We start from the raw sequence: 26,680 nt of genomic DNA, 5'->3' as shown, positions 1-26,680 counted from the left end.
CGAGCGACTCCCGGCGAACCGGATGGAACCGACGTGAACGTGGAGGCCGTCCCTCAAGCATGACCGAGTGCGCATGAAAGCTCGCGTCCTGGGTATCGTTCCCGCCCGGCTCGCCTCTACACGACTCCCCAACAAACCCCTCTTCCCCATCCTCGGCCGACCCCTCATCGAGTGGGTCTGGCGCAGGGTCCGGTCCATGCAGGTGCTTGACCACGCCGTCGTGGCGACCGACTCCGACCGGGTGGCGCGCGTCTGCCGCGACCTGGGCGCCCCGGTGGAGATGACCTCGTCCGACCATCCCTCAGGCACCGACCGCATCGCCGAGGTGGCGGCGCGCAGGCGCTACCGGGACTACCCGGTGATCGCAAACATCCAGGGGGACGAGCCGCTGCTCGAGGAACGCCACCTGGCGGCGGCCGTCGAGCTGGTTCGCGGCGGAGGATGGGAGATCGGGACCTGCGCGACCCCGGTGGAGCACCTGGAAGCGTGGAAGGATCCTTCCGTGGTGAAGGTTGCGCGCGCCGCCACGGGCCGGGCGCTCTACTTTTCGCGCGCCGCGATACCCTACAAGCGGGCCGCGAAGCCGGATGCGGGCGACCTTCTGCGCGAACCCTATCTGCGCCATATCGGCATCTATGCCTGCGCGCGCGATGCCCTCGAGCGGTGGGTGGCGATGGCACCGACCGTCCTCGAGCGCCTCGAAAAGCTCGAGCAGCTGCGCCCGCTCGAGTCCGGCATCCGCATCGGCGTGGCGGTGGTCGGGGTCGCGCACCCCGGCGTCGACACGCCGACCGACGTGCTCTACACCGAAAGGAGACTGCGGGAAATGGAGCAGCATTCATCCAGCCTGGTGAGCGGAACATGAGCGAGAATCAGACGGACCGGACACGCTACGTCTTCGTCACCGGAGGTGTGGTGTCATCGCTGGGGAAGGGCATCGCCGCCGCGTCCCTCGGACACATCCTGAAGGCCCGCGGCTTCAGGGTGACCATCCAGAAATTCGACCCCTACATCAACGTCGATCCCGGCACCCTGTCCCCATTCCAGCACGGGGAGGTGTTCGTGACCGACGACGGCGCGGAGACCGACCTGGACTTGGGCCACTACGAGCGCTTCATCGACGAGTCGCTGTCGCAGGCTAACAACGTCACCACGGGCGGCATCTACCAGTCCGTGATCAACAAGGAGCGCCGGGGCGACTACCTGGGCTCGACCGTGCAGGTCATCCCGCACATCACAGACGAGATCAAGGACGCCATCCGCCGCCTGGCGGCCGAGAACGACGTCATCATCACCGAAATCGGAGGGACGGTCGGCGACATCGAGAGCCTGCCCTTCCTGGAGGCCATCCGGCAGTTCCGCCTGGAGATGGGCCGCCCGTACGTCGCGGTGATCCACCTCACCCTGGTGCCGTTCCTGGCGGCGGCCGGCGAGCTGAAAACCAAACCGACTCAGCACTCGGTGCGCGAACTCATGCAGATCGGCATTCCCCCGGACATCGTGATGTGCCGCACCGAGCGCTCGCTGGATGAAGGCATTCGCCGCAAGATCGCGCTCTTCACCAACGTGCATCCGGACGCCGTGGTGGAAGCCCACGACCAGGAAACCATCTACGAGGTGCCCCTGGAGCTGCACCGTCAGCGTCTGGACGAAGTGGTTCTTGAGCGGCTCGAACTCCAGGCTCCCACCACCGATCTCAAGCGGTGGCGGGGCGTGGTGGAACGCATCAAGCGGCCCTCCCGCGGCAAGGTCCGCATCGCCATCGTGGGCAAGTACACCGAGCTCGTCGACTCGTACAAGTCGATCGAGCAGGCGCTCATTCACGGCGGAGTCGAACATGACGTCGGCGTGGAGCTGGACTGGATCTCCAGCGAACGCTACGAAGGCGACCACGATCCCCGGGAGCTCGAGGACTACGACGGGGTTCTGGTTCCCGGCGGTTTCGGAGAACGGGGCGTGCAGGGCATGCTGAACGCCATCCGCTGGGCGCGCAAGAACCGTATGCCGTACTTCGGCATCTGCCTCGGACTCCAGTGCGCAGTCATCGAGTTCTCCCGCAACGTGTGCGGGCTCGACGACGCCAACTCATTCGAGTTCGACCGCTCGACGCCGCATCCGGTCATCTGTCTTATGGACTCCCAGGCCAACGTCACCCGCAAGGGGGGCACCATGCGGCTGGGGCAATGGCCGTGCCGGCTGCTCCCGGGATCCCAGGTGGAACGGATCTACGGCCAGCCGCTCGTCCAGGAACGGCACCGGCACCGCTACGAGGTGAACAACGCCTACCGGGATCTGCTCTCCCGGGAGGGGCTGGCGTTCACGGGACTCTCTCCCGACCGCACCCTGGTCGAGATGATCGAGCTCCCCGGGCATCCCTGGTTCGTCGGCTGCCAGTTCCACCCGGAATTCCTGAGCCGCCCGACGCACGCCCACCCGCTCTTCGCCTCGTTCGTCGAGGCGGCCATCCGCCACGCGGGCATCGCCCCCGTGCCCGAAAGCGGGGTGATCGGGAGCGTGGCCCGCTGAAGGACGCCAGCGGTGTTTGAGAACTTCTTCCTCATCGCCGGACCCTGCGTGCTCGAGGGCGACGACGTGAACCTCGCGGTCGGCGAAACCCTGGCGTCCCTCTCCGCCCGGCACCGTCTTCCGGTGTTCTTCAAGTCCTCGTTCGACAAGGCCAACCGCTCGCAGCTGGCTTCGGCGAGGGGACCGGGGCTTGAGGAGGGCCTGCGGGCGCTGGACCGCGTAAAGGCACACTGCGGCCTCCCGGTGCTCACCGACATCCATGAGCCCGCACAGGCGGGGCCCGCCGCCGAGGTGGCGGATGTAGTCCAGATCCCTGCCTTCCTCTGCCGGCAGACGGACCTGCTCACGGCCGCGGGCCGCACCGGCGCGGCGATCAACATCAAGAAGGGACAGTGGATGTCTCCAGAGCAGATGGCGCACGCCGTGCACAAGGCGCGCGCCGCCGGGGCCGGGGAGGTGGCCGTGACCGAGCGGGGCACGTTCTTCGGATATGGCGACCAGATCGTCGACATGCGCTCCTTCGCCCGGGTGCGAAGCGCGTGCGGCACTCCGGTGGTGTTCGACGGCACCCACTCCGTGCAGCGCCAGGGACAGGCCGGCGGAGGCACGGGCGGAAACCCCGAGTTCATCGGCTGCCTGGTGCGGGCGGCCGTCGCCGCCGGTTGCGACGGGCTGTTCCTCGAGGTGCATCCGGCTCCCGCCACCGCTCCTTCGGATTCCTCCAACATGCTCGAGCTCACGGCGCTCGCACCGCTCCTGGAGGATGTTCTCGCCATCCGGCGGGCGCTTTCATGAACACGCCGGACGGGAGATTCCCCGACGAGGCTGCGCGCCGGGTCCGACTCGTCATCTTCGACGTGGACGGGGTGCTCACCGACTCCGGTGTCTACGTGGGCGAAATGCCGGACGGGTCGGCCGTGGAGTTCAAGCGCTTCGACATACAGGACGGCCTGGCGATCAAGCTCCTGATCGGAACCGGGATGCAGGTGGCGCTGGTGTCGGGCCGAGTATCGGCGGCGACTGCGCTGCGCGCCCGGGAACTCGGCATCGAGGAGTGTCATCAGGTGCCCGGCGCCATGAAGATGCCCGTGGTACGAAACTTGCTTGCCCGCAACGGGGTTTCATGGGACGAAGTCGCCATGCTTGGCGACGACCTGCCCGACCTTCCCGTCTTTCGGCGTGTCGGACTGCCGGTGGCGGTCGGGAACGCCACACCGGAGCTGGTGCGGGACGCGATCTGGCAGACGCGCGCGCAGGGGGGCAGGGGAGCGGTTCGTGAATTCGTGCGCGCCCTGCTGATCGCGCGCGGTGAATGGGAAAACGTGGTCCAGGGTTACTGCGATGCCAGGAGCGATGACGTCCCCGCCGAAGACGCGCGCGGCCGGAGAGGCTGACGCCGGCGGGAGCCATACGCGTGCGCCGTCGTTGCCAGGGAGGGACGGCGGCGCGACCGCCGCTGCCATGGCCGAAGCTGCCCGGGTGCTTCGCGCGGAGGGCGGCGCGCTCCTCCATCTCGCCAACCGCATCGACCACCCCTTCGTCGAGGCGGCCGAAGTCGTGCTGGCCGCTTCCGGCCGGGTCATCGTCTCGGGGATCGGCAAGAGCGGCATCGTCGGGCGCAAGATTGCGGCTACACTCACGTCCACAGGCACCCCCGCCTTCTTCCTCCACCCGGTGGAGGGGCTTCACGGGGACCTGGGCATCGTCTCGCGCGAGGACGTCGCGATCCTGGTTTCGAAGAGCGGCGATACCGGCGAACTCGCCGAGCTCGCCGCGTACCTGCTGCGCTTCGGAGTGCCCATCGTGCTGATAACCGGCAGTCCGCGCTCGCCGCTGGCCCGGCATGCGACCGCGCTCCTCGACTGCTCGGTGGCCGAGGAGGCCTGCCCCCTGGACCTGGCGCCCACCACCTCCACCACCGCCGCCATGGCCATGGGCGACGCGCTGGCGATCGTCCTTCTGCGGCGGCGGGGATTCGAGCCCGCGGACTTCGCCCGCCTGCACCCGGGGGGCGCGCTCGGGCGCACGCTCACCCTTCTGGTCGACGACGTGATGGTCGGGGAAGGGTACCCGTCCCTCCTTCAGGACGCACTCGTACGCGACTGCATCGTGCCGCTTGCACACATGCGCGGCACCGTGCCCATCGTGGACGGACAGGACCGGGTCGTGGGCGTCGTGACCGCCGGCGATCTCACGCGCCTCATGGAGCGCGAACCGGACTTTCTGCATATTCCGATCCGCGCCATCATGAGCCCCGAGCCCAGGCTGGCACGCCTAGGAACCCTGGCCTCGGCGTCCGCCCGGGAGATGGAGCAGCACGGGGTCATGGCATTGCCCGTGGTAGACGGAAAAGACAGGCTGAGCGGCGTCGTGCACCTTCACGACCTGATGAGATCGGGAGTCCTATGATGTTGAAAAACAGGAAGATGGCGGTACTGCTGGCGTTCGCGGCGATGGCGGCCGCGGGATGCGAGGAGCAGGTGGCGACGACGTCGCTTCCGGAAGAGCTGCGCGCGCTCCAGGCCGACCAGGTCCTTTTCGACATCGTGACCCATGTGACGGTCGACGGCATTCGCGAGGCCCGCATCCAGGCCGACACCGCCTATATCTGGCAGGACTCGACATCCGTGGCGCTCCGCACGTTGAACCTGATCATGTACGACGAAGGCGGAGAGGAGCGCGCGCGCGTGACCTCGCGGACCGGACTGATGAACGAGGACACCCAGCACATGGTCGCGCGCGGCGACGCCGTTCTCGTAATGGCGGACCGGCGCATCGAGAGCGCGGAGATCCACTACGAGCCCCAGCGGGACCGCATCTGGAGCGACTCGGCCACGGTCATGACGATGACCGAGGGAGGCCGGGTGGTCGAGGGATCCGCGTTCCTGTCCGACGCCAACTTCGAGAGCATCTTCATCCAGAACCAGCGAACGCGGAGCGGCGGAGGGCCCTGAATTGCGCCCGTCCCCGGTTCTGGCGGCCCTGATCGCAGGCTCGGCCCTGTGCCTGGCGACGGGCGTTGCGGCTCAGGGCAGCTGCGACCTGCTCCAGTCCCGCTCCTCCACCGTGCAGGTGACGGGGGACGGCTTCTTCAACTTCATCTCCGACCCCGTGTTCGGCTGCGAGGGAGGCGTCATCATCCGCGCCGACAGCGCCGTGCTCGATGACGTCTCGGGCTACACCCGCTTCATCGGCAACTTCGAGTACAGCGACTCGGCGGCGTCCATGACCGCCGACCGCGCCGACCACTTCGCCTCCGAGGGCCGGCTGATCGGAGTCGGCAACGTCCACATCATCGACGGGGCCTCGGGCGCCACCTTCGAAGGCGACAGTACCGTGCTGGTCGGCTCCAGCTCCCGGCGCGAGGACGGGGAGATGACCATCCTCGGCCTGGACGGGCGGCGCGCGCACGCGGTGATCCTGGTAACGCCGCAGGCGGGCGCGGCGGATTCGACCGAACCCCCGCCGGACTCCGCCGCAGCGGAAAGCGATTCGACCGAGGCCGCGGACTCGCCCGAAGCCCCGCCGGATTCCGCAGCGACGGAGAACGATCCGGCTGACGCCGCCGGGACCGGCGGGGAAATGGCTCCGGAACCGGAACCATCACCCCCCGACACCACGCCCGTCCCCTACGACATCGATGCCGAGCGCATCTACCTGAGCGGCGCGGACTACATGCTGGCCACCGGCAACGCGGAGCTCTACAACGATGAGTTTCGCGCCCTCGCCGATTCCATCGAATACCGGGAAACCACCGGCAAGCTCTTTCTGCGGGGGACGGCGCCGCGCGTTTTCGGGTACGGCGCCGAATACGTGCTGAGCGGTGACGCGGTGGACCTGGACATGAACGGCAACCAGGTCGCGGCGCGCGGTGACGCCGCACTCTCCGGTAGCGAGATCGACCTGACCGCGCCCGAAATCCGGGTGTTGATGGTGGACGGCGTGCTCGACCGCATCGTGGCGATGAACGAACGGCCGCCGGAACCGGAGCCGCCCGGGCTGCCGGAGGAAGTCGAAGGCCCGTCGGGGGACTCGGCAGCGGCCACCGCTGCTGCGTCGGAAGAGCAGGCCGCCGGCGACGTCCAAGCCGAGCCCACCGAAGTGGTGCTTGGCGAAGCCATTCCGCTCACCGACGAGTCGGTCCCCGGAGACGCGGACGCTCCGCGTGACGCTTCGGGCGAGACCGCGGACTCGGCTGCCGTGCTTCCGCCCGCCCGGCCCCGTGCCGTGGCCGAGACGTTCGAACTGGAAGGGGATTCCATCCACGTTCTGGCCCCCGACGAGGTGCTGGAGCGAGTGGTCGCCGTAGGCGACGCGCGCGGCGAGTCGCTCGCGCGCGATTCGCTCAACACCGAAGACACGCCGGAGATCGCGCGCTCGGACTGGGTGTCGGGCGACACCATTACCGCGGTCTTCCAGCCCGTCGGCGCCGACACGTCGGCTGCAGCCGGCGCCCAACCGGCCACGGACGAGTCGTCCGGGGGCTACCAGCTCGATCGTCTGGTGGCTCGCGGCCAAGCGGCCAGCCTCTACCGCTTGATCCCCTCCGAGGGCGGCGGGGAAGGCGAGCCCCCGCAGCCGGACGCGGCGGGGGCCGAGGCCGGCGAGCAGGTCGCGGGGGAAGGGGAGGAGCAAGCCGCCGAGGAAGCTGTCGCCGAGGAGGAAGTCTCCGGGGACCCCGCGCAGGAAGCCGCAACGGAGGAAGACCCCGGCGCGCGGGAACCCACGGGAGAGGCCGGGGGAGAAGAAGCGGCCGCGCAGCCGGAGCCGGACATCCGGCTCGCCCTTCACTACGTCCGGGGAGACCTGATCACTATCTTCATGCAGGACGGCGAAGTGACCTCGGTCATCGTGGAAGGCAACGCACAGGGCGTGCAGCTTGAGCCCCTCGCCCCCCCGCCCGCCGACACCACCGCGACGGCCGACACGACCGCGGCACCCCCTGCCACACGGAGATGAAATGACGCTGGAACGCTTTCTGGAGCTCATGCAGGAACTCGAGCCGCACGATGTCTCGGTGGCGGTGGCGGTTCTGGAACTCATCCGGGGCGCGGACGATTCGGGATCCGTCGGCCGGGACGACTGGGTGTCGTCGGTGCGCCGCGAGTACGAGGAACTCGAACTCCACCTGCAGGCATCCTGGCGCGAGCGCGGCGGCGAACTCGGCGGCTACCTGGAGGAACAGGTGATCGGGCGGCTGGAGGCGGTCGGCATCGCCGGCCGTGATCCCCGCGAAGACGGCTGGGAACGGCTGACCCTCGACGCCGAGCTGTGGGAAGAGATATCCGTCGACCGCGACCCGCTGGTCGAGAATATCGAGGCGATGGCGGTGGTGCTGCAGCACAAGTTCGGCGTCCTGGCCAGCGAGTCCCCGGACAACGGCGCCTCGCCGCCTGCCAGCCGGCTGGTCGCGACCGGGCTGACCAAGAGCTACGGCGGCCGCAAGGTGGTGAACGATGTCGACATCGCGGTGGAGCAGGGCGAGATCGTCGGGCTGCTAGGGCCGAACGGCGCCGGCAAGACCACGACCTTCTACATGATGGTCGGGCTGATTTCGCCCCAGGCCGGGCAGGTGCGGCTGGACGACCGGATGCTGACCGGCATTCCCATGTACAGGCGCGCGCGCCTCGGGGTCGGCTATCTCGCCCAGGAGCCTTCGGTCTTCCGGCGCCTGACCGTAGAACAGAACGTAATGGCGATCCTTGAGACGCTGCCGCTGCCGAGGGCGGAGCGCAAGCAGCGCCTCGACGAGTTGCTGTCGGAGCTCTCCATCGGCCACCTTCGCCACTCGAAGGCGTTTTCGCTCTCCGGCGGGGAACGGCGTCGTCTGGAGATCACGCGCGCGCTCGTCCAGCGTCCCAAGTTCATGCTCCTCGACGAGCCCTTCGCCGGAATCGATCCCATCGCCGTCAACGACATCCAGCAGATCGTGGCCGGGTTGAGGCACCGCGGCATCGGGGTCATCATCACGGACCACAGCGTGGAACAGACGCTCGAGATCGTCGACCGCGCCTACATCATGCACGAGGGCCGCATACGAGTCGTCGGCACGGTCTCCGAACTGGTCTGGAACGACGAAGTCGCCGAGATCTACCTCGGCCCCGTCCTGACCGACCGCATGCGCAAGCGCTTCAATCCCCCCGTGGCGGCATGAGCGGACTCGGCGCGCGGCTCATCCAGAGCCCGGAGCTCAGGCAGGAGATGAAGATCAACCCGCGCCTGTACCAGGCAATGGAGTTGCTTCATCTTCCGCTGCTCGACCTCCAGCAGCGTCTGAAGCAGGAGATGACGGAAAACCCGTTCCTGGAGGTGGTAGAGGGCGACACCGAGCAGGAAGTGGAACTCGACCAGGATGGCGTGGACGAGGACGGGGACGAGGTCGACTGGGAGTCGATCCTGCTCGACGGATTCGACGCCGGCGGACGCCGCGCCCAGTACGAAGCCCGTGACTTCGACTTCCCCACGCCGTCCAAGGCTCCCGACCTCCGCGATCATCTCGAGAACCAGACTCAGCTGCTGACGCTCTCCGGCCGCGAGCAGAGGATCGCGCAGGAGATCATCGGCAACATCGATGACGACGGCCTCCTGCGCTGTCCGCTGGAAACCATCACCGACGACCTCAACGGCTGGCTCGAAGACGTGCGCGACCTCGCCCTCGAAGCCGCCGAGGACGAGTCTCCGGAGGAGCTGGCCGCGATGCTTGCGCCCTTCGACGTGGGGGAAGTGGAGGCGATGCTCGAAATCGTGCAGGACATGGATCCGCCGGGTGTGGGCGCGCGCGATCTGCGCGAATGCCTCCTCATCCAGCTGCGCGAATCGAGGGAGGAGAATGAACTCATCGGGGTCATGGTCGACGAGCACTTCGACGACCTCCTGAGTCACCGCTGGGCCAACATCGCCCGCGCTCTCGGAGTAGCGCCCCGGTTGGTCCAGGATGCCGCCGATCGGCTCGCCCGCCTGGACCCGAAGCCGGGACTCAGGTACTCGCCCGAACCCGAGCACTACATCGTCCCGGACCTGATCGTGGAGAAGATCTCCGGCGAGTACATGGTGTTCGCCAACGACACCAGCATGCCCCAGCTGAGGCTGGCGCGCTCGTACCAGGAAGTCGCCCGCGACAAGCGCCTGTTCCAGGGAGAGAACAAGACGTTCATCAAGGACAAGCTGAATTCCGCCAGCTGGATGATCCAGGCCATCGAACAGCGGCGCCAGACGATGCTCAAGGTGATGCAGTACATCGTCGAGCGTCAGCGCGGTTTCTTCGAAAACGGGGTTCAGCATCTGCGGCCGCTCACCTTGCGTGAGGTGGCCGACCACATCGAGATGCACGAATCGACCGTGTCGCGCGTGACCAACGAGAAGTTCGTCCAGACGCCGCGCGGCGTCTTCAGCCTCAAGTACTTCTTTTCGAGCGGGCTCTCAACCACCAGCGGCACCGACATTTCCGCTCGCGGAGTCAAGGCGAAGATGGAGGCACTCATCTCCGGGGAGGACGTTCGCAAGCCCCTCACCGACATGGCACTCGTCAAGCTCCTGCGCGCCGACGGCGTCCGCATCGCGCGCCGGACGGTGGCCAAGTACCGCGACCAGCTCGGCATCCTCCCGGCGCGCATGCGCAAGCGCCTGTGAGCGGATCGCCCCGCGTCGACCGCGCCGATGCCATCCTCCTCCGCGGCAGCCGGCCCCGGGGATGACGCGTCCGCGCGTCCTGGTGGTCATCGGCACCCGGCCGGAGGCGATCAAGATGGCCCCGGTGGCAGAGGCGCTGCGCAGTCGTGCCGACCTGGTGGAGAGCGCAGTCGCCCTGACCGGCCAGCACACCGACATGGTCGACCAGGCGCTCGAAGCTTTCTCCATCATCCCCGACTTCGACCTGGACATCATGAAGTCCGGCCAGACCCTCTACGACGTCGGGCGGGGCTGCATGGAAGGGCTGAGGGACATGATCCGCGAGTTCGCGCCGGCCATGATGCTGGTGCAGGGCGACACGGCCAGCGTCTTCTTCGGTTCGCTGGTGGGATTCTTCGAACGCATCCAGGTGGGGCACGTCGAGGCCGGATTGCGCAGCCGCAATCGGTGGGCTCCGTATCCCGAGGAGCTGTTCCGGCAGATGACGGACACGCTCGCCGAACTTCACTTCGCGCCCACCGCGCTGGCGCGGCAAAACCTGCTGGATGAAGGGATCTCCGAAGCTTCGATTCACGTCACGGGCAATACCGTGGTCGACGCTCTTCTGCGGCTGGCTCACCGCGAAGCCGAAATCGAAGACCGGGTGCTGGCCGAACTTCTGGCGGGAGGTGGCCCACTCGTGCTGCTCACGGCCCATCGGCGCGAGTCGTTCGGCGAACCTCTGTGTCGGGTCTTCCGAGCCGTCCGCGAGATTGCGGACCGATGTCCGGATGTCCAGGTCATCTATCCCGTGCACCCGAATCCGCAGGTCGTCCGCCCGGCGCGCGAGCATCTGGCCGACCATCCCCGGGTTCACCTGACAGACCCGCTGGCGTACCCGGATCTCCTGCGTGCGCTCAAGCGGGCGAGCCTCGTGCTCACCGACTCCGGGGGAATCCAGGAGGAGGCGCCCACCTTCGGCACGCCGGTCCTCGTGCTGCGGGAGGTGACGGAGCGCCCGGAAGGTGTGGCCGCGGGGGTTGCCAGGCTGGTGGGAACCGACCGCGCCCGCATCGTCGCCGAGGCCCTGGCCGCGCTGGCCGGCGGAAACGGGGAAGGGGACCGGGAGGGCGGTTTCGCCAACCCCTACGGCGACGGCGACGCGGCGGAGCGCATCGCCGACATCGTGGCGCAGCGGCTCACCGGAGTGCCGCGCCGGACGCGCGACTGGCTTCCGGAAGCGCCATGAACATCCTGATGCACTGCATCTACTTCCCGCCGGAAGTGGGCGGACTGGAGAGCCACGTCTTCAACCTGTGCCGGGGGCTTGTGGCCCGCGGACACCGCGTGGATGTGGTCACCTCGCGGTCCCGTCCCAATCTTCCGCGCGAGCAGTTCATGGGGGACATCCACGTCCGGAGAACATGGCTGCCGGCGCGCAACCCGGGAGGGTGGTTCCTGCACTCGATGTGCTCGACACCACGCACCACCCGGGCGAGCGCGGAGGTCGACGTGGTGCACGCGCAGGCCATCGCCTCCATCCCGCCGGCATGGATTGCCGGCCGGCTCCGCGCGCGACCGGTGATTACCACCCTGCACACCTCCCACTTCCTTCGGCTGGCGGCGAAAACGCATTGGCGGCCGGGCCTGCGCACCCTCCTGCGCGCGTCCGACCATACCTTCGCCACCAGCGTCGAGATCGCAGATGTCGCCGACGGCCTGCTCCCGGGTCTGTCCACCGAGCCGGTGACCAACGGGGTGGACACATCGGTCTTCCGCCGCTGCGAACCATCGCTCCCGCCCGTGTCCGGACCTCTGCTGGTCGTTCCGCGCCGTCTGTTTCCCAAGAACGGAGTGCGGTTTTTCGTGCAGGCGATGCCCGAAATCGCCGCGGCGGTTCCCGGGGTGGAGGCGATTCTGGTAGGCGACGGACCGGAGCGGGGGGAGCTGGAGAGCCTGAGCGCGCAGTTGGGCCTGGCCGAACGAGTCCGCTTCCTCGGCGCACGGCCCAATGCCGAGATGCCGGGCATTCTCTCTTCCGCCGCCGTTGCGGTCGTTCCCTCGCTCATGGAGGCAACCTCGATCGCGGCGCTGGAGGCCATGGCGTGCGAGCTTCCGGTGGCCGCTTCCCGGGTAGGAGGACTGCCTGAAATCGTGGACGAATCGGTGGGAACCCTTTTCGAGCCCGGGGATCCCGCCGATCTGGCCAGGCGGCTTGTCGCCCTCCTGCGCCGAACCGATCTGCTGCAGGAGGCCGGACGCCGAGCGCGCGAGCGCGTCGCCACCCGCTGGAGCAACGACCGGCTCGTGGAACGGCACCTGGAGGTCTACGAAGCCCTGCGAGCGGGGAAGAGAGCGCCCCATGCCTGACCCGCGACTCCTCGTCCTGATTCCCACCTACAACGAGCGGGAGAATCTCCCGCGGATCGTACCCTTGGTGCTGGAGCAGCATCCAGGCATCGAGATCCTGGTCATCGACGACGGATCACCGGACGGCACGGGGCAGCTGGCCGATGAGATGGCCGCCGGCGAACCCCGTATCCACGTCCTTCATCGAACCGAAAAGCTCGGTCTCGGCCCCGCGTACCTAGCAGGGTTCAAATGGGGCCTCGCCCGCGGCTATCCGCTGCTCTGCGAGATGGACGCCGACCTGTCGCATTCGCCGGAGATGCTGCCGGCGTTCATCGAACAGACGCGGCACGCGGATGTCGTCATCGGTTCCCGCTACCTCCACGGCCGGGTCACCGTGGTCGACTGGCCCATGAGCCGGCTGCTGATCAGCTATTTCGGCTGCTGGTACGCGCGAACCATCACCGGTCTGCCGGTCGCCGATGCCACGGGTGGCTTCAACTGCTGGCGCAGGGAAGTCCTCGAGGCCCTCGACCTCGATCGCATCGTCTCCAACGGATACGCCTTCCAGATCGAGCTGAAGTTCCGCGCGGCACGGAAGGGCTTTCGCCTGGTCGAAGTCCCGATCGTCTTCACCGAGCGCGATTCCGGTGAGTCGAAGATGTCGGGGAAGATCGTTCGAGAGGCAGTGTGGCGCGTGTGGATGCTCCGAATCCTCGACGTGATCGGCCGGCTGTAACGACCTCCCGTCAGGATCCTGACCGAGAGCCCCAAATCCCCTCGCATCAGAATTCCGACTGCTGGAATCCACGGAATTCTGATGTGTCATCGGCGGGTTTTGGCCGCCACGGATTTCTGAGAGGGGACGGCGAGATTCCGTAACTATACATAATACATATTATGCGCAGGTTTGGGGCGCCTTCAAGCCCTCAGCCAGCCCCCGGCGAAGATGGCGCGTTGCACGATTGCGCGGCCACGCGGTTTTCCTCTTCGGCTCAGGCTCGCTAGAATGGCTGCGGGATGGGATGACGGAGGCGTGTTTGGGATGCGGGAGAGGTGGATTGATGTCGGAACGATTGCGCTCGAACATCACCGGGTTCTGCTCGGGCGTCGCGCCGGAGCTGGACGCCTGGAGGGATCTACGCCGAAAAACTGTCGTCCTCCCTTCCGTGTTGGCCGGGCTCCTGGTTGTCTCCGGATGCGAGCAGATCGAGCAGGCCCGGGACCATTTCCGGGACCTGACGCCACACGAAGCCTACCAGGCTCGGCTGAACGTCGCCGGACTCGGAGAATCGGCGCTCGCGAGGGACTGGGAGGCGGCCGGACGCGTGGCGCTCGCCGCGCCGCTTCCGGTATCGCTGCCCTACGCGGAGGAAAGCTACATCAGCCCCGACGCTCCGGAGGCCGCCGGGTACGGTTTTCGCCTCGAACGAGGTAGAAGGCTGACGGTCGAAGTTGCGGTCGACTCCGGCGAGCCGGCGCGGGTATTCGTGGACCTGTTTCGCGTGCCCGCGGATCCCGCCGACCCGATGAGGCCGGTGTTCTCGTCGGAATCGCCCGTGGAGACGTTCTCGCACGAGCCCTGGCGCGGTGGCGAATTCATCCTGCGGCTCCAGCCCGAGCTGCTGCGCGGAGGCAGCTACTCCGTCACTCTGGATCTCGAGGCGCAGCTGGCGTTTCCCGTCGAGGGACATGGCCCGCAGTACATCTACAGCTGGTTTGGCGCCGCGCGGGACGGCGGCCGGCGGAGCCACCGCGGCGTCGACATCTTCGCGCGCCGTGGAACTCCCGTGCTCGCGGCATCGGCAGGACGGGTCAGCCGCGTGCGGGATACGGCTATCGGCGGCAAGGTGGTATGGGTTCGCGACCCGGTGCGCAACGCCAGCCTCTACTACGCCCATCTGGACAGCCAGTATGTCCGCGACGGACAGTTCGTCGAAGCCGGCGACACCGTCGGCTTCGTGGGAAACACCGGAAACGCCCGCACCACCCCGCCCCACCTGCACCTGGGCCTCTATCGGCGCGGCGAGGGCGCCGTCGATCCCTTCCCGTTCATCGATCCCGTGCGCGTCACCGTTCCGGAACTCACCGTCGACACGGAGCGGCTGGGCACATGGAACCGGGTGCGCAACGGAGGGGTCCGGCTGCGGGCGGCGCCCGGCCCGCGGGGCGAGGTGATGCGTGAACTGGACCGGTACACGCCGCTCCGGGTTCTCGCCGGCACGGGGAGCTTCTTCCGGGCCCGTCTGCCCGACGGCACAACAGGTTACGTGGCCGCACGCCTGATCGAACCAGTCGCGGCTCCCTTCGCGCGGGAAACCGTGGCGGCGGCGCGCTCGGTGCTTGCCGCGCCCACGGACGACTCGGCCTGGCTGGCTCGACTGGACGCGGGAACCGAAGTGCCGGTGATTGGCCGCTTCGGCGACTACCTGTACGTGCGGACGGCGAGCGGAGAGACGGGTTGGCTCGGGCCTGGGCAGTCGCTCGCCGAGGCGCCCCGGGAGTTCAACCCCCGGACGACGTCCGGCGAGCGCGCATCTCAGCCAGGCGCATCTCGATGACGCCGCGGCCGGGGTCGGCTGCGTCCAGTTCGTCCAGGAGAGTGCCCAGCAGATCCTCGGCCTCGGCGTAGCGACCCTGCGCCGCGCGCACGCGGGCCGCGTCGGAGAGGGCGTTGCGCAACTGGAAGCCCAGGTCGGTCTCGTCGGCGATATCGAGATAGGTTGCCACGGCTTCGTCCTGCAGGCCCTGCTGCTCGTAGGCGGCGCCCAGAAGGAAGCCGGCCTGCAGCGCCACCGGTTCCCCGAGACGGCCGCGGAGCGGCTGCAGCGCGTCGATGGCGCCCTGGACATTGCCGTTCTCGAGCTGGACCTGACCCAGGAGAAGCCGGGCTTCGGCCGTACTGGCGGCGTCTTCGAAGCGTTCCAGGAACCGGTTCAGCTCGGCGAGAGTTTCTTCGGTGCTGACCACTCCCACGACCTGGTGGATCTGCTCAAGCTCGAGAGCGCTCTGGTCTTCGCGCGTCTCGCTGAAATTGAAGTAGTAGACGGTGGCGCCTATGGCGAGGGCGACCACGATGCCCGCGAAGATCAGGGTCTGGGCGTTGTTCTGCGCCCAGACCGTGAGTTCGAGGACCCGGCTGGTAAAAAGATCGTCCTCGTCGGGGGCGCTGGGGGCCGGCCCTCCCGGGCCAGGACGTCGGGAATACTTGGACATGAAGCGCGTGTGTGGGGATGGTGCGGGACTCCGTCGCGTTCATCCATGGCTGGCACGGATTCGCAGGCAAGCCCGGGAACGCCGCGCAAAACCTAATCCTTGGGCTCCGTTCGGGTCAACGCCGGACGTTACCGCCCCGTGCCCGGGGGCCTCAGCTCGTTCCATCGCTCGATGAACGCCACAGCCGCGTCCACGGAGGCTTCGGTCATGTTCCGCCCCCGTTCGGCGGTCGCCTCGGCGGGGTCGCGCTCCCCCCAGACGCCCGTTGTCGACATCTGCGCGGCCGACGTCCCCTTCCCCGTGGATTCGTCCTTGAGTCCCTCCGCCAGGAACACCGCGAGCGCGGTCGGATCTCCGGCGATCACCTCGGGCAGTATGGCTTCCAGGTGCGCAGGCATGTTCACCTGCGCGACCTCGACGGCGTCCATATCCACCAGCTCGGGGATCAGGTAGAGCGATCTGGAGGTCTCTCCGGTGCCTCCATGGCGGTCGAGCACGGCAGGCGCCAGAGTCGGCTGCGGATCCGGATCGCGAACCCTGAACGGGCCGGAAACGGCACCCAGATCGACCGCGATTCCCTCGGTCTCCTGATTGATGCGATCAACGATGAAGGTCGTAATGGCTCGGTTGCCACCATGGGCATTGAGGACGAGAAAGCGCTTGAAACCATGACGCATAAGACTTTTTGCAGATTCAACATAAACCTCCTGAATCAGCGTCGAAGACAAGGTCACGGTGCCCGCGAATTCCATGTGGTAGGGTGACTGCCCGGGCAGCAGGATGGGCGCCACCAGCACGTCGGCCCGCTGGGCTATCCTCTTGGCGCGCTCCACTCCGTTCAGGTAGTCGGTGCCGATCGGCAGGTGGGTGCCGTGCTGCTCGAGCGCGCCCACCGGAAAGATGACCATGTCCGTCCGGGTGAGGAGGTCTTCGACCTCGGGCCGGGTCATGTGGGGAAGATAGTTGCGGACCTTGAGAATCGGCGGCAGTTCGGGTTCCTGCGCGACGGCGAAGCTGGCCGGGAGCGCGAACCAGAGGGCGAGGATCGGGACGGCACGGCGCATGGGGGATTCCCTCCTGAGAGCTGGGGACATTCGCGTGTGAGTGGTGGACCGGCGAGACGGCCGCCAGGGCAACCTACCACACCCGCACGCGTCAGCGCCTCGATGCCGCCGACGCACCCGAGCGGGCGTGTGGGCGAAGCGCCGGGTGGAGGGCCAGCACCGCGCCCAACAGGAACATCGGCATGACGGTGAGCGCCGCCTCCCGCGGCCCCACCACGTCTCCGAGGGCGCCCACGAACGCCACCCCCAGCGCGCCCGCGCCCCACGCCAGTCCCATGACGATTCCGGAGCCGATGCTGGCCCCGGTGGGAAGGATCTCCTGGGCGATGACCACCGTCGGCGGGAGTACGGCCATGTTGAGCAGCCCCGCGAAACCCAGAGCCATGAAGGCCGCGACACCCCCTGGAGGAAGGTAGACCGCCAGGAAGTGCGCGGGGGCGGCAAGCATGCAAATCCCCGCCAGCAGGCGGGTACGGTCGATCCGGTCGGTCAGCAGGCCGGCGAAGATGGTCCCGCCCGCCTGAAGTGCCAGGTAGACGCTGAGCGAAGCCGCCCCGAGAGCTTCCGAGCCGCCGGTCTGGTCGACGACGATGGGGTACAGGGTCAGGAGGGTGCGCTGGACGAAGGCGCCCAGCGCGCTGATGCCGAAGACCAGGCCGAGGGGGCCGGCGAGCGCGCGCAGGACCTGTCGCGGCGAGGGCGGCGGCACCGGCACGCGGCCTCGCACCGGGCGAGGAAGAAACGCCAGGGTCGCGAGCCCGATCAGGATGCCGGGGAACATCGCCACCCAGAGGCCCTCCAGGGTGAAGGCACCGACGATGGCCACTGCGGTGACCGGTCCGATCGCAAAGCCCAGGTGTCCGCCAAACGAAAAGATGGACACGCGCAGACCGCTCCCCTTCCCCTCCGATACTCGGCCTGCAAGGGACACCGCCGGCGGATGGAAGAAGGCGCTCCCGAGCCCACCCAGCGTCAATAGCGCAACCAGCACGCCGAAAGTTGGCGCGAGTCCGATGAGGCTGAGGAAGATGCCGGAGACGATGGGCCCGAGCGCCACCAGCCAGCGCCGGCCCACGCGGTCGGCGAGGTATCCCATGAGCGGCTGAGGGAGGGACGACGCCAAGGAGAGGATCACGCTCAGCAAGGCCGCGGCTGCGATGGACAGACCCAGCTTGTCCATCAGACGCGGCAGGAGCGGGTGCAGGAAGGCGACGTAGGCGTCGTTCGCCAAGTGGGCCACGGTCAGCGTGACCGCGACCGTGAGCGCGCTCCGGCCGCTCGCAGGCGACCGGGACGACGCCGGGGGGGAGGCTGCCATCGGAATCGTCAGTCCACTCCCGCGACCCGGCTTCGCCGCTCCATGAGCACGACATCGCGCCAGCGGCCGTCATGAAACCGGCCCAGGCGCTCGTGCGTGCCGAGAATGCGGAATCCGCACCGCTCGAAAATCCGGATCGAGGCCCCGTTCTCCGGGAAGATGCCCGCCTCGAGGGTCCAGATGCCCGATGCCTCGGTGTCGGCGACGAGCTCGCGCAGCAGTGCGCTGCCCACGCCCCGGCCCTGGGCCGATTCCGCAATGTAGATCGTCACCTCGCGCACGCCGCCGTAGACGCAGCGGCCCGATAGCGGACTGAGCGCGGCGAACCCAACGGTCCGGCCGTCCATCTCGGCGACGATCCGGCAATCGGGGCTGCGGCCCGCGTTCCAGGAATCCCAGGTCGGGACCTCGGTCTCGAAGGTGGCGTCGCCGGATTCGATTCCCTGCCGGTAGATCTCGGCCACCTCCGGCCAGTCCGCCGGAACCAGGGGACGAAAGGTGACCCGCGCGAATGCGGGACGCGTCACGGGAAACAACCCAGAGATACTTCGGACATCGGGCTCTCCGCAGGTTGACCAGCGCCGGCTGCGTCCATCGCGAGCGTCAGGAACCTAAGCCTGCCGGCGGAATCGACCAAACCTGCGCAACCACGCGCTCTGGCGCCTCTCCCGAGGTCGGCAGACATTAGATTAAGCCCGATCCTCAAACCACCCGAAGGAATCAGCCAGATGAACGCTCGTGCCTGGACGGTTTCCGGGAAGACCATCCTGGTCCTCGGTGCCCTGTGTTGCCTCCTCGCCCCGGCGCCGGCACGCGCGCAGGAACTCGGAACCGTGAACTTCCCCACGTCGGGGTCCCCCGAGGCGCAGCCGCACTTCGAAGCCGGGCTGCTGCTCCTGCACAACTTCGAATACGAGGATGCCGCGGCCCGCTTCAGGCGGGCACGCGAGGTCGATCCCGATTTCGCGATGGCGTACTGGGGCGAAGCCCAGACCTTCAACCATCCGATCTGGATGGAGCAGGACCGGGAGGCGGCGCTGGCCGTGCTCGCCGCCTTCGCGCCGACCGCCGCCGACCGGCTTGCCCGCGTTCCCACCCAGCGCGAGAGGGACTGGCTGGAGACGGTGGAGGTGCTCTACGGCGAAGGCTCCAAGGAGGAGCGGGATTTCCGGTATCGCGACGCGATGAGACGGCTGGCCGAGAAGTACCCCGAGGACGAGGACGCGCGCACCTTCTACGCGCTTTCGCTGCTCGGCACGGCGCATGGCGGGCGCGACTTCGCCATCTACATGAAGGCGGCCGCCGTGGCCCAGCCGGTGCTCGAGGAGAACCCGTTGCACCCGGGCGCCGCGCACTACGTCATCCACGCCTTCGACGACCCCATCCACGCTCCCCTGGGCCTCCCCGCCGCACGGGCGTACTCGCAGATCGCGCCGGATGCCGGCCACGCGCAGCACATGACGTCCCACATCTTCGTGGCCATGGGCCTGTGGGAAGACGTGGTCTCGGCGAACGTGCGCGCCCGCGACGTGCAGAATGCGGCGCGGGCGCGCCGGGGACAGCGCGGCAACGTGTGCGGTCACTATACTTCGTGGTTGCACTACGGATATCTGCAGCTGGGACGCCTCGATGACGCCGCCGCCGGGATGGCGGCGTGCATGGCGCGCATGGCGGACGGGCCGGCCCCGGACGAAGCCGCGTACTTCGTGCAGATGAAGGCGCGCGCGGTGATCGACCCCGGCCACTGGGCGCGGGCCGGAGAGATTTCGGCCGACCTGACGGCGTTCCCCGCGCTGGCCCTCCCCAACGACTTCGTCGACGCCCTCGCCGCGCTGCGCGCGGGGGACGCCGAGCGCGCGCGGCAGCTGCGGGCGCGCCACGGAGAACCCGGCGACGAGGGCAACCCGCGGCACGCCATCCTCCTGATGGCACTGGACGCCGTCCTCGCGCTGGCCGCGGGCGATTCGGAGGCGGGCATCGCGCTCCTCAGGGAGGCGGCCCGGCGGGAAGAAACCCTTCCCTATGAGTTCGGCCCTCCGGCCACGTTCATGCCGCCCCACGAACTGCTTGCAGTGGAGCTCGCGGCTCTCGGCCGCCATCAGGAGGCGTTCCCGGCGTGGCGCGACCAGCTTGCCCGCACGCCCCAGCGCACGCAGTCGCTGCTGGGGCTGGCGCGCACGGCGACGGCCCTCGGAGATAACGCCGCCGCGCGCGAGACCTACGCCGCCCTGGCGCAGGCGTGGTCCACAGCCGACGAAGAGGTCCCCGGGCTGGTGGAAGCGCGCGCCGGCGGTTCACGGTAGCAGTGGGGCCCGTTCAGGACACGGGAGAAAGCATCATGGCAGACAACATGATCGGAGCAAACAGCGACAATGCTCGCGCGTCCGATGCACGTACCGGCGACCTGCGGGGTCGGGTCACCACCGAGCGCATCTTCCGCGATGGCGTCTATCCCTACCGCGACAAGATGAAGCGGAAGGAATACGAGCGGCTCAAGGCCGGTCTCCAGGTCGAGCTGCTGAAGGTCCAGCGCTGGGTGAGACGCTCCGGGAGGAAAGTGGTCATCCTGTTCGAGGGCAGGGACGCTGCGGGCAAGGGCGGGACCATCAAGCGGTTCATGGAGCATCTGAATCCGCGTGGCGCGCGCGTCGTCGCACTCGACAAGCCAAGCGATGTGGAGCGTGGGCAGTGGTACTTCCAGCGCTACATCCGGCACCTGCCGACCGCGGGGGAAATGGTGCTCTTCGACCGGTCGTGGTACAACCGCGCCGGGGTCGAGCGGGTCATGGGATTCTGCACCGGCCAGGAATACCTCGAGTTCCTGCGCCAGTGCCCGGAGATGGAGCGCATGCTGGTCAACAGCGGCATCCTGCTCTTCAAGTTCTATTTCTCGGTGTCGCAGGACGAACAGGCGTACCGCTTCGAGCGCCGCAGCACCGACCCCCTCAAACAATGGAAGATCTCTCCGGTCGACCTGGCGTCGCTGAACAAATGGGACAGCTACACCCAGGCCAAGGAGGCGATGTTCTTCTATACCGACACGGCGGACGCGCCCTGGACGGTGATCAAGTCGGATGACAAGAAGCGCGCGCGCGTCGCCGCGATGCAGTTTTTCCTCTCCCGGCTCGACTATCCGGACAAGGACCACGACGTCGTGACCGGTCCCGACCCGCTGATCGCGGAATCGGCCACGGTCGTGGTGAGCCGCGACGAACCGATGACTGCCGACCCGGGCGCGCCCGGCGCCGTGATCGGCCGGTAGGCTGTCGGTTGCCCCGGGATTCGCATCCGGCAATCACCGGGCCGTTCACGAGGGGCGAGTCGATTGAAGCGGCTGCCAGGGAAGCCATGGAAGACTCTCTGGAGTCTTAGGCTATCGGTTCTTGTCGCCCTCGGCGGGGCCGGTGCCGCCGGACGTGCGAGGCTCGATGAGCCGTTCGGTGAAGTCCTGACGCTCTTCCAGCAGCGAGAGTCTTTCGTTCATCGACTCGACCGTCTCGCGCAGGCGCCGGGTCTCTTCCAGCGCTGAACTGGATTTCTCGCGGGCCATCGCGTCGAGGAGGGTGCCGAGTTTGGCTGCAATGGGACGCAGGATGAGTACGCCCCCCGCCGTGACGATGAACAGGGAAGGAACGACGAGGGCGACGAGGGCTTCCCAGTCCATTGGCTGAGCCTCCGTGGTTGGTGGTGTCGCGGGTAGCGGAATCAACCGCCCGTCCGGCAATCGAATACGGAATCGGACCAGAGGTGTTGCACGGGGCCGCCCGAGCCCGAGGGAATCAGCCGGCGTGGGCAGGCGGTGTTCTCCTGGTGGCGTGGGCGGGCGGTGTTCTCCTGGTCCGCCACAGAGGCAGCGTAAGGCATGTCGGCCCGCCTTCGCACGGCATGCAGAGCGCATCCGCTGCGAAGCATGTCACCGCGCACCCGGCATCACGCATCAATCTCGCCGTGTGCGCGAACCCGTCGACCGCGATGCACCTCCGGGGCGCCGTCGCGAGCACGTTGAGGTTCAGTCCGTTGGAGGCCTCGAACTCCTCGTCGCTCGCCTCCAGGCACCGGATGCCCCGGTCCCGCAGCAGTTGGCGCAGCGCGACCGGCAGCAGACGGGGGTAGACCAGCGCCAGATCGCGATCCAGCGGGCTGATCACCGACAGGAGGTGCAGGCAGGCGGCGCTGCCGTTCCATACGGGAAGATCGAACGTCACAACCCTGGTGCCGAGGGGCGCGAGGATGTCCCGCAACTGATCGATACCGGCCTGGTTGGTGCGGAACGAGCGTGCCGCCGCGAGCGTTGTTTCGTCGATCCAGAGCAGGTCTCCGCCTTCGGCCAGGCCAGGTGGCTCGACTCCCCCGATGACCGGCACGCCCAGCCGCTGGTAGAGTGTATCGTGAAGGGCCACTTCGGGGCGCCGGAGCGATTTGCCGGGACGAAGCAGGATCGCGCCCGCGGGGGTCATGAAGGAGGGGTCGAAGACGAAGATCGAGTCGGAGAGGCCATCGTCCGTGTCATCCATCCACTCGATCTCCGCCCCCGACTCGGCGACGCACGCGGCGAACGCGTCGTACTGGCGCACCAGGCGACCCGCGTCGAGGGGACCCGCGTAGTGCCAGAGCGCGGGATCGGCTTCGCGGGTAGCCCGGCCGGGACGGCGCATCGCGACGCGCCGGAGAGGATCCGTCATGCTCGCCACGCCGAAGCCGTCCGTCGACGTGGACCCGCTTCCCGGCCCGGCCGCCTGCTGTGCCGGGCTCACCGCGCGCTTCCCGGCCCTTCGCTCATGCAGCAGCGCCGGTTCCATCGCCGGCGGCCGACCCCTCCCGGGTGGAATCGCCCGCCCGCCACCGCATCGCAACGAACACCGGTACGCCGGCCAGGAGCATCAGGAATCCCCAGAAGACCGTCTCCGCGCCCGCGCCCACAACCGCCCAGAGCGAAAACCCGAACGCCAACACGCTCACGACCGCCCGCGCGAGGGACCTTGCAGCCGCACGGTCCCCCGCTCGTGACCTGGAGCGCTCGCGGAGGGCCATCATGAGCCCGGTCATGCTCGTGAAGACGTAGGGCAGCAGCGTCGCCAGGGTGGCCAGCAGGATGAGGAAGGTGAAGGCCTGCACCAGGCCCCTGGTGTAGTTCATCGCGATCAGGATCGTCGCGAGGACGGCCGACAGAAAGATCCCCACGACGGGCGTGCCTCGCGGGCTCAGGTGCGCGAAGCGCGCCGGGAGCAGCCCGTCGAGGGCGGCGGCGCGCGGGATCTGGCCGGTGAGCAGAACCCAGCCGTTGAGAGCCCCGAAGCAGGAAATGGTGGCGCCCGCCCCGATGATCCAGCGGCCCCAGGTGCCCCAGATGGAGCCCGCCGCGTCGGCGAACGGCGCCGTGGACAGCGCCAGCTCCCCCGGCGCGATGATGCCCATCACCGCGGCCGTGCACGCAATGTAGACGACGGCGGCGATGGACGTCCCCAGGATCGTCGCCTTCGGAATGGTGCGGGCGGGGTCGCGCACGTCGCCGGCGGGGACGGTTCCCGCTTCGAGTCCGAGAAACGCCCACAGAGTGAGCGCGACCGTAGCCGTTACGGCGCTGAAGGCGCTCTCGCCCGCGGGATTGAAGGGCTGAAAGTGGTCGGCCTGGAAGTAGAGGAACCCGACCGTCCCGACCGCCGCCAGCGGCAACAGCTTCAGGACGGTGGTGACGAGCTGGACCAGTCCCGCCGTGCGCACGCCGTGGGCGTTGACGAGCGCGAGGGTCCAGAGGGCGGCCAGCGCCGTGGCCAGGCCTGCCGCCGGCGAAACCCCCAGCACCGGCCAGAAGACGGTAGCGTAGCTTGCGGTGGCGACGGCGAGGGCGGCGTTTCCGGTGAGCAGCGAGATCCAGTAGGACCACGCGATCCAGAAGCCCACGAAGTCCCCGAACCCCTCCCGGCCGTACGCATACGGTCCCCCGACCCTGGGCAGCGTCGCTCCGAGCCGCGCGAGCACCAGCGCCAGGCACATCGCGCCTCCGGCGCTCACCAGCCACCCCAGGATGCTGATGCCCCCGAACGGGGCCAGCGAGGCCGGGAGGAGGAAGACGCCTGAACCGATCATGCTCCCCGCCACCAGGGAGGTGCACATCCAAAGCCCGAGTTTTCTCTTGCCCGTCATGGTCTGAACCTGTCCGCGGCCGGGCGTCCGCACCAGCCGCGCGTACCACTCGGTGGATGTGCGGTTCCCTCCGCCCATAGCCCTGGTGGCGGACCGGGCCGATTGCTGCGGGGCCGGGACGTGGCGTGGCACCTGATGGCGGCGGGGCTGGCGCGGGACCGCCTCGCGGTGGCATCGTGCACGCGGAGATCATACGGGCGTTCCCGCTCCCGGCAAGCCACCGATTAACAGGAATCCAGGAGTTCCACCCATGCGCGAAATTCCCGCAACAGCTCGACGTCGCACTGCGGGCGCCGCAATGGCCGCCACCCTCGCGATCACCTGCGTCTCCCTTGCCGTGACCGCGTGCGAAACCGCGGAGGCGCCGGCGCAGGCCAGCACGGCCGGACAGAGCTCCGGGGAGGTGGTCTTCCCCGCCACCAACCGCCCCGACGTGCGCGGCGTGACCGCGGCCGTGTCGGCCGGCCATCCGCTGGCGGCGGCGGCGGGTCACGAGGTGCTGCGCCGGGGCGGCAACGCCATCGATGCGACGATCGCCATGGCGGGGGTGCTGGCCGTGGTGCGTCCGCACATGAACGGCGTCGGGGGTGACGCGTTCATGATCTACTACGAGGCCGAGAGTGGGCGCGTGTATGCGATGAACGGCAGCGGGCGCGCCGGCGCGCTGGCCACGCCGGCCCTCTTCGCCGAACGCGAGCTCGACCGGATGCCCGGCAACGGCCCTCTCTCGGTGTCGGTGCCCGGCGCCGTGGCCGCCTGGGTGGACGCACTTGACCGCTTCGGCACCCGGCCAATGGCGGAGCTGCTGGAGCCCGCCATCGGCTATGCCCGCGACGGCTTCCCCGTGTCCACCCGGCTGGCCCGCGACATCGCGGGCTCTTCGCGGTCGCTGAACGACCACGCACGGGCGCTCTATCTGCCGGGTGGGGCACCCCCGCCGGTGGGCAGCCTGCTGCGGAACCCGGCGCTGGCCACCACCCTGGAGCGCATCGCCCGCGACGGAAGAGACGGGTTCTACCAGGGCTTCGTGGCCGACCGCATCGGCGCCTTTCTGGAGGCGGAGGGAGGCTACGTGCGCGCTCCCGATCTGGCGGCACACACTACCACCTGGGTGGAGCCCCTGCGCGGCGACTACGAGGACCACACCATGCTGGTGATGCCGCCGAACACCCAGGGCATCGCCCAGCTGCAGCTTTTCGAGATGGCGAAATCGTTCGACATGAAGGAGCTGGGCCACAACTCGGCGGGGTATCTCCACACCCTCATCGAGATGAAGAAGCTGGCCTTCGCCGACCGCGACCAGTGGGCCGCCGACCCGGAATTCAGCGACATCCCGCTCGATCGCCTGCTCGACCCCGACTACCTGGCCCGCCGTGCGGGCATGGTCGACGCGGGCTCCGCGGCCGAGTCGCGCGCGGCGGGCGTGGGCGCGGAGATGGCCGCGGGCGGCGGCGCGTCGGCGGACGACTCCGGCGACACCGTCTATCTCACCGCCGTGGACCAGTGGGGCAACGCGGTAAGCTGGATCCAGAGCCTGTTCGCCGGCTTCGGCTCGGGTCTGCTCGAGCCCGAAACGGGGATCGTGCTCCACAACCGGGGCGCCCTGTTCAACCTGCAGGCGGGCCATCCCAACATCATAGCGCCCGGCAAGCGCCCCTATCACACGCTCTCGCCCATGATGGCGCTCCACGGCGACGGCAGCTTCGCTTTCACCCTGGGCACGCCCGGAGGCGACAGCCAGCCGCAGAGCCTGATCCAGATCGTCAACAACATGGTGCTCTTCGGGATGACGCCCCAGGCAGCCATCGAAGCGCCCCGCTTCCGCAGCTACAACGGGCTCGGGGTGGCCTTCGAGGATCGCGTCGGCGCGTCCGTTCTGGGGGAACTCGGCGCCCTGGGCCACCAGGTCGAGATCGTGCATGGGTGGACGGCCACCTTCGGGGGCGCCCACATGATCCTCCGGGACCGGGACGGCACCCTTACCGCCGCGTCCGACCCGAGGAGGGAGGCCTACGCCATTGCGTACTGAGGAGAACAGCCCATGACCGCCCTGGCGCGCACCCTGGCCGCGAGCGGGGCCACGCTGGCGCTCCTCGCGGTGGCGCTGGGGGCATTCGGAGCCCATGCCCTGCGCGAACGCCTGGAGGCGCGCGACCTCGAGATCTTCGAGACCGCCGTGCGCTACCAGATGTACCACGCGCTCGCGCTGCTGGGAGTCGCGTGGCTGTCGACGCGCCTGACAGGTCCTCTGACAGGCTGGGCGGGATGGCTGATGGTGGCCGGGACGGCGGTCTTCTCGGGCAGCCTCTACCTGCTCGTACTGACCGGACCCCGCTGGCTCGGCGCCGTCACGCCCATCGGCGGCGTGCTGCTCATCGCCGGCTGGCTGCTGCTGGTGGTAGCGATCCTGCGCAGCAGCGTCTGACCCCGGCGGCTTGCCCTTCCCTGCTCCAGG

General features: G+C 68.4%; 24 protein-coding genes. 17 read left to right on the top strand and 7 right to left on the bottom strand.

The genetic code is table 11. The features are described from left to right. Positions 1-73 precede the first annotated feature (73 nt). From kdsB to OXU32_17055, 13 genes are all read left to right on the top strand, one after another. Complete coding sequence (gene kdsB, locus OXU32_17115) at positions 74-865, top strand: 3-deoxy-manno-octulosonate cytidylyltransferase (protein ID MDE0075674.1); 792 nt, start codon at positions 74-76, stop codon at positions 863-865. Continuing rightward, positions 862-2,526 carry a CTP synthase gene (locus tag OXU32_17110; protein MDE0075673.1) on the top strand — a complete coding sequence of 555 codons (1,665 nt, stop codon included), beginning with the start codon at positions 862-864 and terminating at the stop codon, positions 2,524-2,526. Before kdsB ends, OXU32_17110 begins: the two co-directional genes overlap by 4 nt. A gap of 12 nt (positions 2,527-2,538) precedes the next feature. Next, on the top strand, positions 2,539-3,321 hold the full coding sequence (kdsA, locus tag OXU32_17105) for a 3-deoxy-8-phosphooctulonate synthase (GenBank protein ID MDE0075672.1): 783 nt from the start codon (positions 2,539-2,541) through the stop codon (positions 3,319-3,321). Further along, complete coding sequence (locus OXU32_17100; protein MDE0075671.1) at positions 3,318-3,920, top strand: HAD hydrolase family protein; 603 nt, start codon at positions 3,318-3,320, stop codon at positions 3,918-3,920. The genes kdsA and OXU32_17100 overlap by 4 nt, the downstream gene beginning before the upstream one ends. A gap of 67 nt (positions 3,921-3,987) precedes the next feature. Continuing rightward, on the top strand, positions 3,988-4,935 hold the full coding sequence (locus tag OXU32_17095) for a KpsF/GutQ family sugar-phosphate isomerase (protein ID MDE0075670.1): 948 nt from the start codon (positions 3,988-3,990) through the stop codon (positions 4,933-4,935). A gap of 17 nt (positions 4,936-4,952) precedes the next feature. Continuing rightward, entirely contained in the window at positions 4,953-5,480 is a 528-nt protein-coding gene (gene lptC / locus OXU32_17090) for an LPS export ABC transporter periplasmic protein LptC (protein ID MDE0075669.1), read from the top strand. Between the two features lies 1 nt (position 5,481). Further along, positions 5,482-7,485, top strand: coding sequence for a hypothetical protein (locus OXU32_17085; protein ID MDE0075668.1), 2,004 nt, complete (start codon positions 5,482-5,484; stop codon positions 7,483-7,485). A gap of 364 nt (positions 7,486-7,849) precedes the next feature. Next, on the top strand, positions 7,850-8,680 hold the full coding sequence (gene lptB / locus OXU32_17080; protein MDE0075667.1) for an LPS export ABC transporter ATP-binding protein: 831 nt from the start codon (positions 7,850-7,852) through the stop codon (positions 8,678-8,680). Beyond that, on the top strand, positions 8,677-10,155 hold the full coding sequence (gene rpoN / locus OXU32_17075) for an RNA polymerase factor sigma-54 (GenBank protein ID MDE0075666.1): 1,479 nt from the start codon (positions 8,677-8,679) through the stop codon (positions 10,153-10,155). Before lptB ends, rpoN begins: the two co-directional genes overlap by 4 nt. Positions 10,156-10,216: 61 nt before the next feature. Further along, positions 10,217-11,383 (top strand): UDP-N-acetylglucosamine 2-epimerase (non-hydrolyzing), encoded by a 1,167-nt coding sequence (wecB, locus tag OXU32_17070; protein ID MDE0075665.1) that lies wholly within the window; start codon positions 10,217-10,219, stop codon positions 11,381-11,383. Then, positions 11,380-12,504, top strand: coding sequence for a glycosyltransferase family 4 protein (locus OXU32_17065; protein MDE0075664.1), 1,125 nt, complete (start codon positions 11,380-11,382; stop codon positions 12,502-12,504). The genes wecB and OXU32_17065 overlap by 4 nt, the downstream gene beginning before the upstream one ends. Beyond that, positions 12,497-13,222: a polyprenol monophosphomannose synthase gene (locus OXU32_17060; protein ID MDE0075663.1), complete on the top strand. Its 726-nt coding sequence runs from the start codon at positions 12,497-12,499 to the stop codon at positions 13,220-13,222. The genes OXU32_17065 and OXU32_17060 overlap by 8 nt, the downstream gene beginning before the upstream one ends. Before the next feature lie 325 nt (positions 13,223-13,547). Next, positions 13,548-15,044: a M23 family metallopeptidase gene (locus OXU32_17055; protein MDE0075662.1), complete on the top strand. Its 1,497-nt coding sequence runs from the start codon at positions 13,548-13,550 to the stop codon at positions 15,042-15,044. On the opposite strand, the gene OXU32_17050 is transcribed toward OXU32_17055, so the two are convergent. The 4 genes from OXU32_17050 to OXU32_17035 all read right to left on the bottom strand — a co-directional run bounded on the left by OXU32_17050 (position 14,989) and on the right by OXU32_17035 (position 18,608). After that, positions 14,989-15,699 carry a tetratricopeptide repeat protein gene (locus tag OXU32_17050; GenBank protein ID MDE0075661.1) on the bottom strand — a complete coding sequence of 237 codons (711 nt, stop codon included), beginning with the start codon at positions 15,697-15,699 and terminating at the stop codon, positions 14,989-14,991. The genes OXU32_17055 and OXU32_17050 overlap by 56 nt on opposite strands. Before the next feature lie 128 nt (positions 15,700-15,827). Continuing rightward, complete coding sequence (locus OXU32_17045) at positions 15,828-16,763, bottom strand: creatininase family protein (GenBank protein ID MDE0075660.1); 936 nt, start codon at positions 16,761-16,763, stop codon at positions 15,828-15,830. 91 nt (positions 16,764-16,854) lie between these two features. Then, positions 16,855-18,081, bottom strand: a complete 1,227-nt coding sequence (locus OXU32_17040; protein ID MDE0075659.1) for an MFS transporter — start codon at positions 18,079-18,081, stop codon at positions 16,855-16,857. Between the two features lie 8 nt (positions 18,082-18,089). Further along, positions 18,090-18,608 carry a GNAT family N-acetyltransferase gene (locus OXU32_17035; protein MDE0075658.1) on the bottom strand — a complete coding sequence of 173 codons (519 nt, stop codon included), beginning with the start codon at positions 18,606-18,608 and terminating at the stop codon, positions 18,090-18,092. 201 nt (positions 18,609-18,809) lie between these two features. On the opposite strand from OXU32_17035, the gene OXU32_17030 reads away from it, so the two are divergent. After that, on the top strand, positions 18,810-20,384 hold the full coding sequence (locus tag OXU32_17030; protein ID MDE0075657.1) for a hypothetical protein: 1,575 nt from the start codon (positions 18,810-18,812) through the stop codon (positions 20,382-20,384). Positions 20,385-20,419: 35 nt separating this feature from the next. After that, a complete protein-coding gene (ppk2, locus tag OXU32_17025; GenBank protein MDE0075656.1) occupies positions 20,420-21,343 on the top strand; it encodes a polyphosphate kinase 2 in 924 nt (307 codons plus the stop codon). A 111-nt stretch (positions 21,344-21,454) separates the two neighbouring features. Here the strand turns inward: ppk2 and OXU32_17020 are convergent, their stop codons facing one another. The 3 genes from OXU32_17020 to OXU32_17010 form a co-directional block, all read right to left on the bottom strand. Further along, positions 21,455-21,745: a hypothetical protein gene (locus tag OXU32_17020; GenBank protein MDE0075655.1), complete on the bottom strand. Its 291-nt coding sequence runs from the start codon at positions 21,743-21,745 to the stop codon at positions 21,455-21,457. A gap of 115 nt (positions 21,746-21,860) precedes the next feature. Then, complete coding sequence (locus OXU32_17015; protein MDE0075654.1) at positions 21,861-22,763, bottom strand: arginine deiminase family protein; 903 nt, start codon at positions 22,761-22,763, stop codon at positions 21,861-21,863. A 94-nt stretch (positions 22,764-22,857) separates the two neighbouring features. Beyond that, positions 22,858-24,225, bottom strand: coding sequence for an amino acid permease (locus OXU32_17010; protein ID MDE0075653.1), 1,368 nt, complete (start codon positions 24,223-24,225; stop codon positions 22,858-22,860). Positions 24,226-24,475: 250 nt separating this feature from the next. On the opposite strand from OXU32_17010, the gene ggt reads away from it, so the two are divergent. Both ggt and OXU32_17000 read left to right on the top strand, forming a co-directional pair. Further along, positions 24,476-26,254 (top strand): gamma-glutamyltransferase, encoded by a 1,779-nt coding sequence (ggt, locus tag OXU32_17005; GenBank protein MDE0075652.1) that lies wholly within the window; start codon positions 24,476-24,478, stop codon positions 26,252-26,254. 12 nt (positions 26,255-26,266) lie between these two features. After that, the gene (locus tag OXU32_17000) at positions 26,267-26,650 is read left to right on the top strand and encodes a DUF423 domain-containing protein (GenBank protein ID MDE0075651.1); all 384 of its coding nucleotides are present in this window, start codon (positions 26,267-26,269) and stop codon (positions 26,648-26,650) included. Positions 26,651-26,680: the final 30 nt, after the last annotated feature.

It is taken from the genome of Gammaproteobacteria bacterium, assembly GCA_028819075.1.
Taxonomy (GTDB): domain Bacteria; phylum Gemmatimonadota; class Gemmatimonadetes; order Longimicrobiales; family Gaopeijiaceae; genus BD2-11.
This window is presented reverse-complemented; position numbering and strand designations above follow the sequence as displayed.

Coding starts and splice junctions, on each gene's coding strand:
- kdsB (MDE0075674.1), top strand. CDS start 74: ATGAAAGCTCGCGTCCTGGGTATCGTTCCCGCCCGGCTCGCCTCTACA.
- OXU32_17110 (MDE0075673.1), top strand. CDS start 862: ATGAGCGAGAATCAGACGGACCGGACACGCTACGTCTTCGTCACCGGA.
- OXU32_17100 (MDE0075671.1), top strand. CDS start 3,318: ATGAACACGCCGGACGGGAGATTCCCCGACGAGGCTGCGCGCCGGGTC.
- OXU32_17095 (MDE0075670.1), top strand. CDS start 3,988: ATGGCCGAAGCTGCCCGGGTGCTTCGCGCGGAGGGCGGCGCGCTCCTC.
- lptC (MDE0075669.1), top strand. CDS start 4,953: ATGGCGGTACTGCTGGCGTTCGCGGCGATGGCGGCCGCGGGATGCGAG.
- lptB (MDE0075667.1), top strand. CDS start 7,850: ATGGCGGTGGTGCTGCAGCACAAGTTCGGCGTCCTGGCCAGCGAGTCC.
- rpoN (MDE0075666.1), top strand. CDS start 8,677: ATGAGCGGACTCGGCGCGCGGCTCATCCAGAGCCCGGAGCTCAGGCAG.
- wecB (MDE0075665.1), top strand. CDS start 10,217: ATGACGCGTCCGCGCGTCCTGGTGGTCATCGGCACCCGGCCGGAGGCG.
- OXU32_17065 (MDE0075664.1), top strand. CDS start 11,380: ATGAACATCCTGATGCACTGCATCTACTTCCCGCCGGAAGTGGGCGGA.
- OXU32_17060 (MDE0075663.1), top strand. CDS start 12,497: ATGCCTGACCCGCGACTCCTCGTCCTGATTCCCACCTACAACGAGCGG.
- OXU32_17055 (MDE0075662.1), top strand. CDS start 13,548: ATGTCGGAACGATTGCGCTCGAACATCACCGGGTTCTGCTCGGGCGTC.
- OXU32_17050 (MDE0075661.1), bottom strand. CDS start 15,699: ATGTCCAAGTATTCCCGACGTCCTGGCCCGGGAGGGCCGGCCCCCAGC.
- OXU32_17045 (MDE0075660.1), bottom strand. CDS start 16,763: ATGCGCCGTGCCGTCCCGATCCTCGCCCTCTGGTTCGCGCTCCCGGCC.
- OXU32_17040 (MDE0075659.1), bottom strand. CDS start 18,081: ATGGCAGCCTCCCCCCCGGCGTCGTCCCGGTCGCCTGCGAGCGGCCGG.
- OXU32_17030 (MDE0075657.1), top strand. CDS start 18,810: ATGAACGCTCGTGCCTGGACGGTTTCCGGGAAGACCATCCTGGTCCTC.
- ppk2 (MDE0075656.1), top strand. CDS start 20,420: ATGGCAGACAACATGATCGGAGCAAACAGCGACAATGCTCGCGCGTCC.
- OXU32_17020 (MDE0075655.1), bottom strand. CDS start 21,745: ATGGACTGGGAAGCCCTCGTCGCCCTCGTCGTTCCTTCCCTGTTCATC.
- OXU32_17015 (MDE0075654.1), bottom strand. CDS start 22,763: ATGACGGATCCTCTCCGGCGCGTCGCGATGCGCCGTCCCGGCCGGGCT.
- OXU32_17010 (MDE0075653.1), bottom strand. CDS start 24,225: ATGACGGGCAAGAGAAAACTCGGGCTTTGGATGTGCACCTCCCTGGTG.
- ggt (MDE0075652.1), top strand. CDS start 24,476: ATGCGCGAAATTCCCGCAACAGCTCGACGTCGCACTGCGGGCGCCGCA.
- OXU32_17000 (MDE0075651.1), top strand. CDS start 26,267: ATGACCGCCCTGGCGCGCACCCTGGCCGCGAGCGGGGCCACGCTGGCG.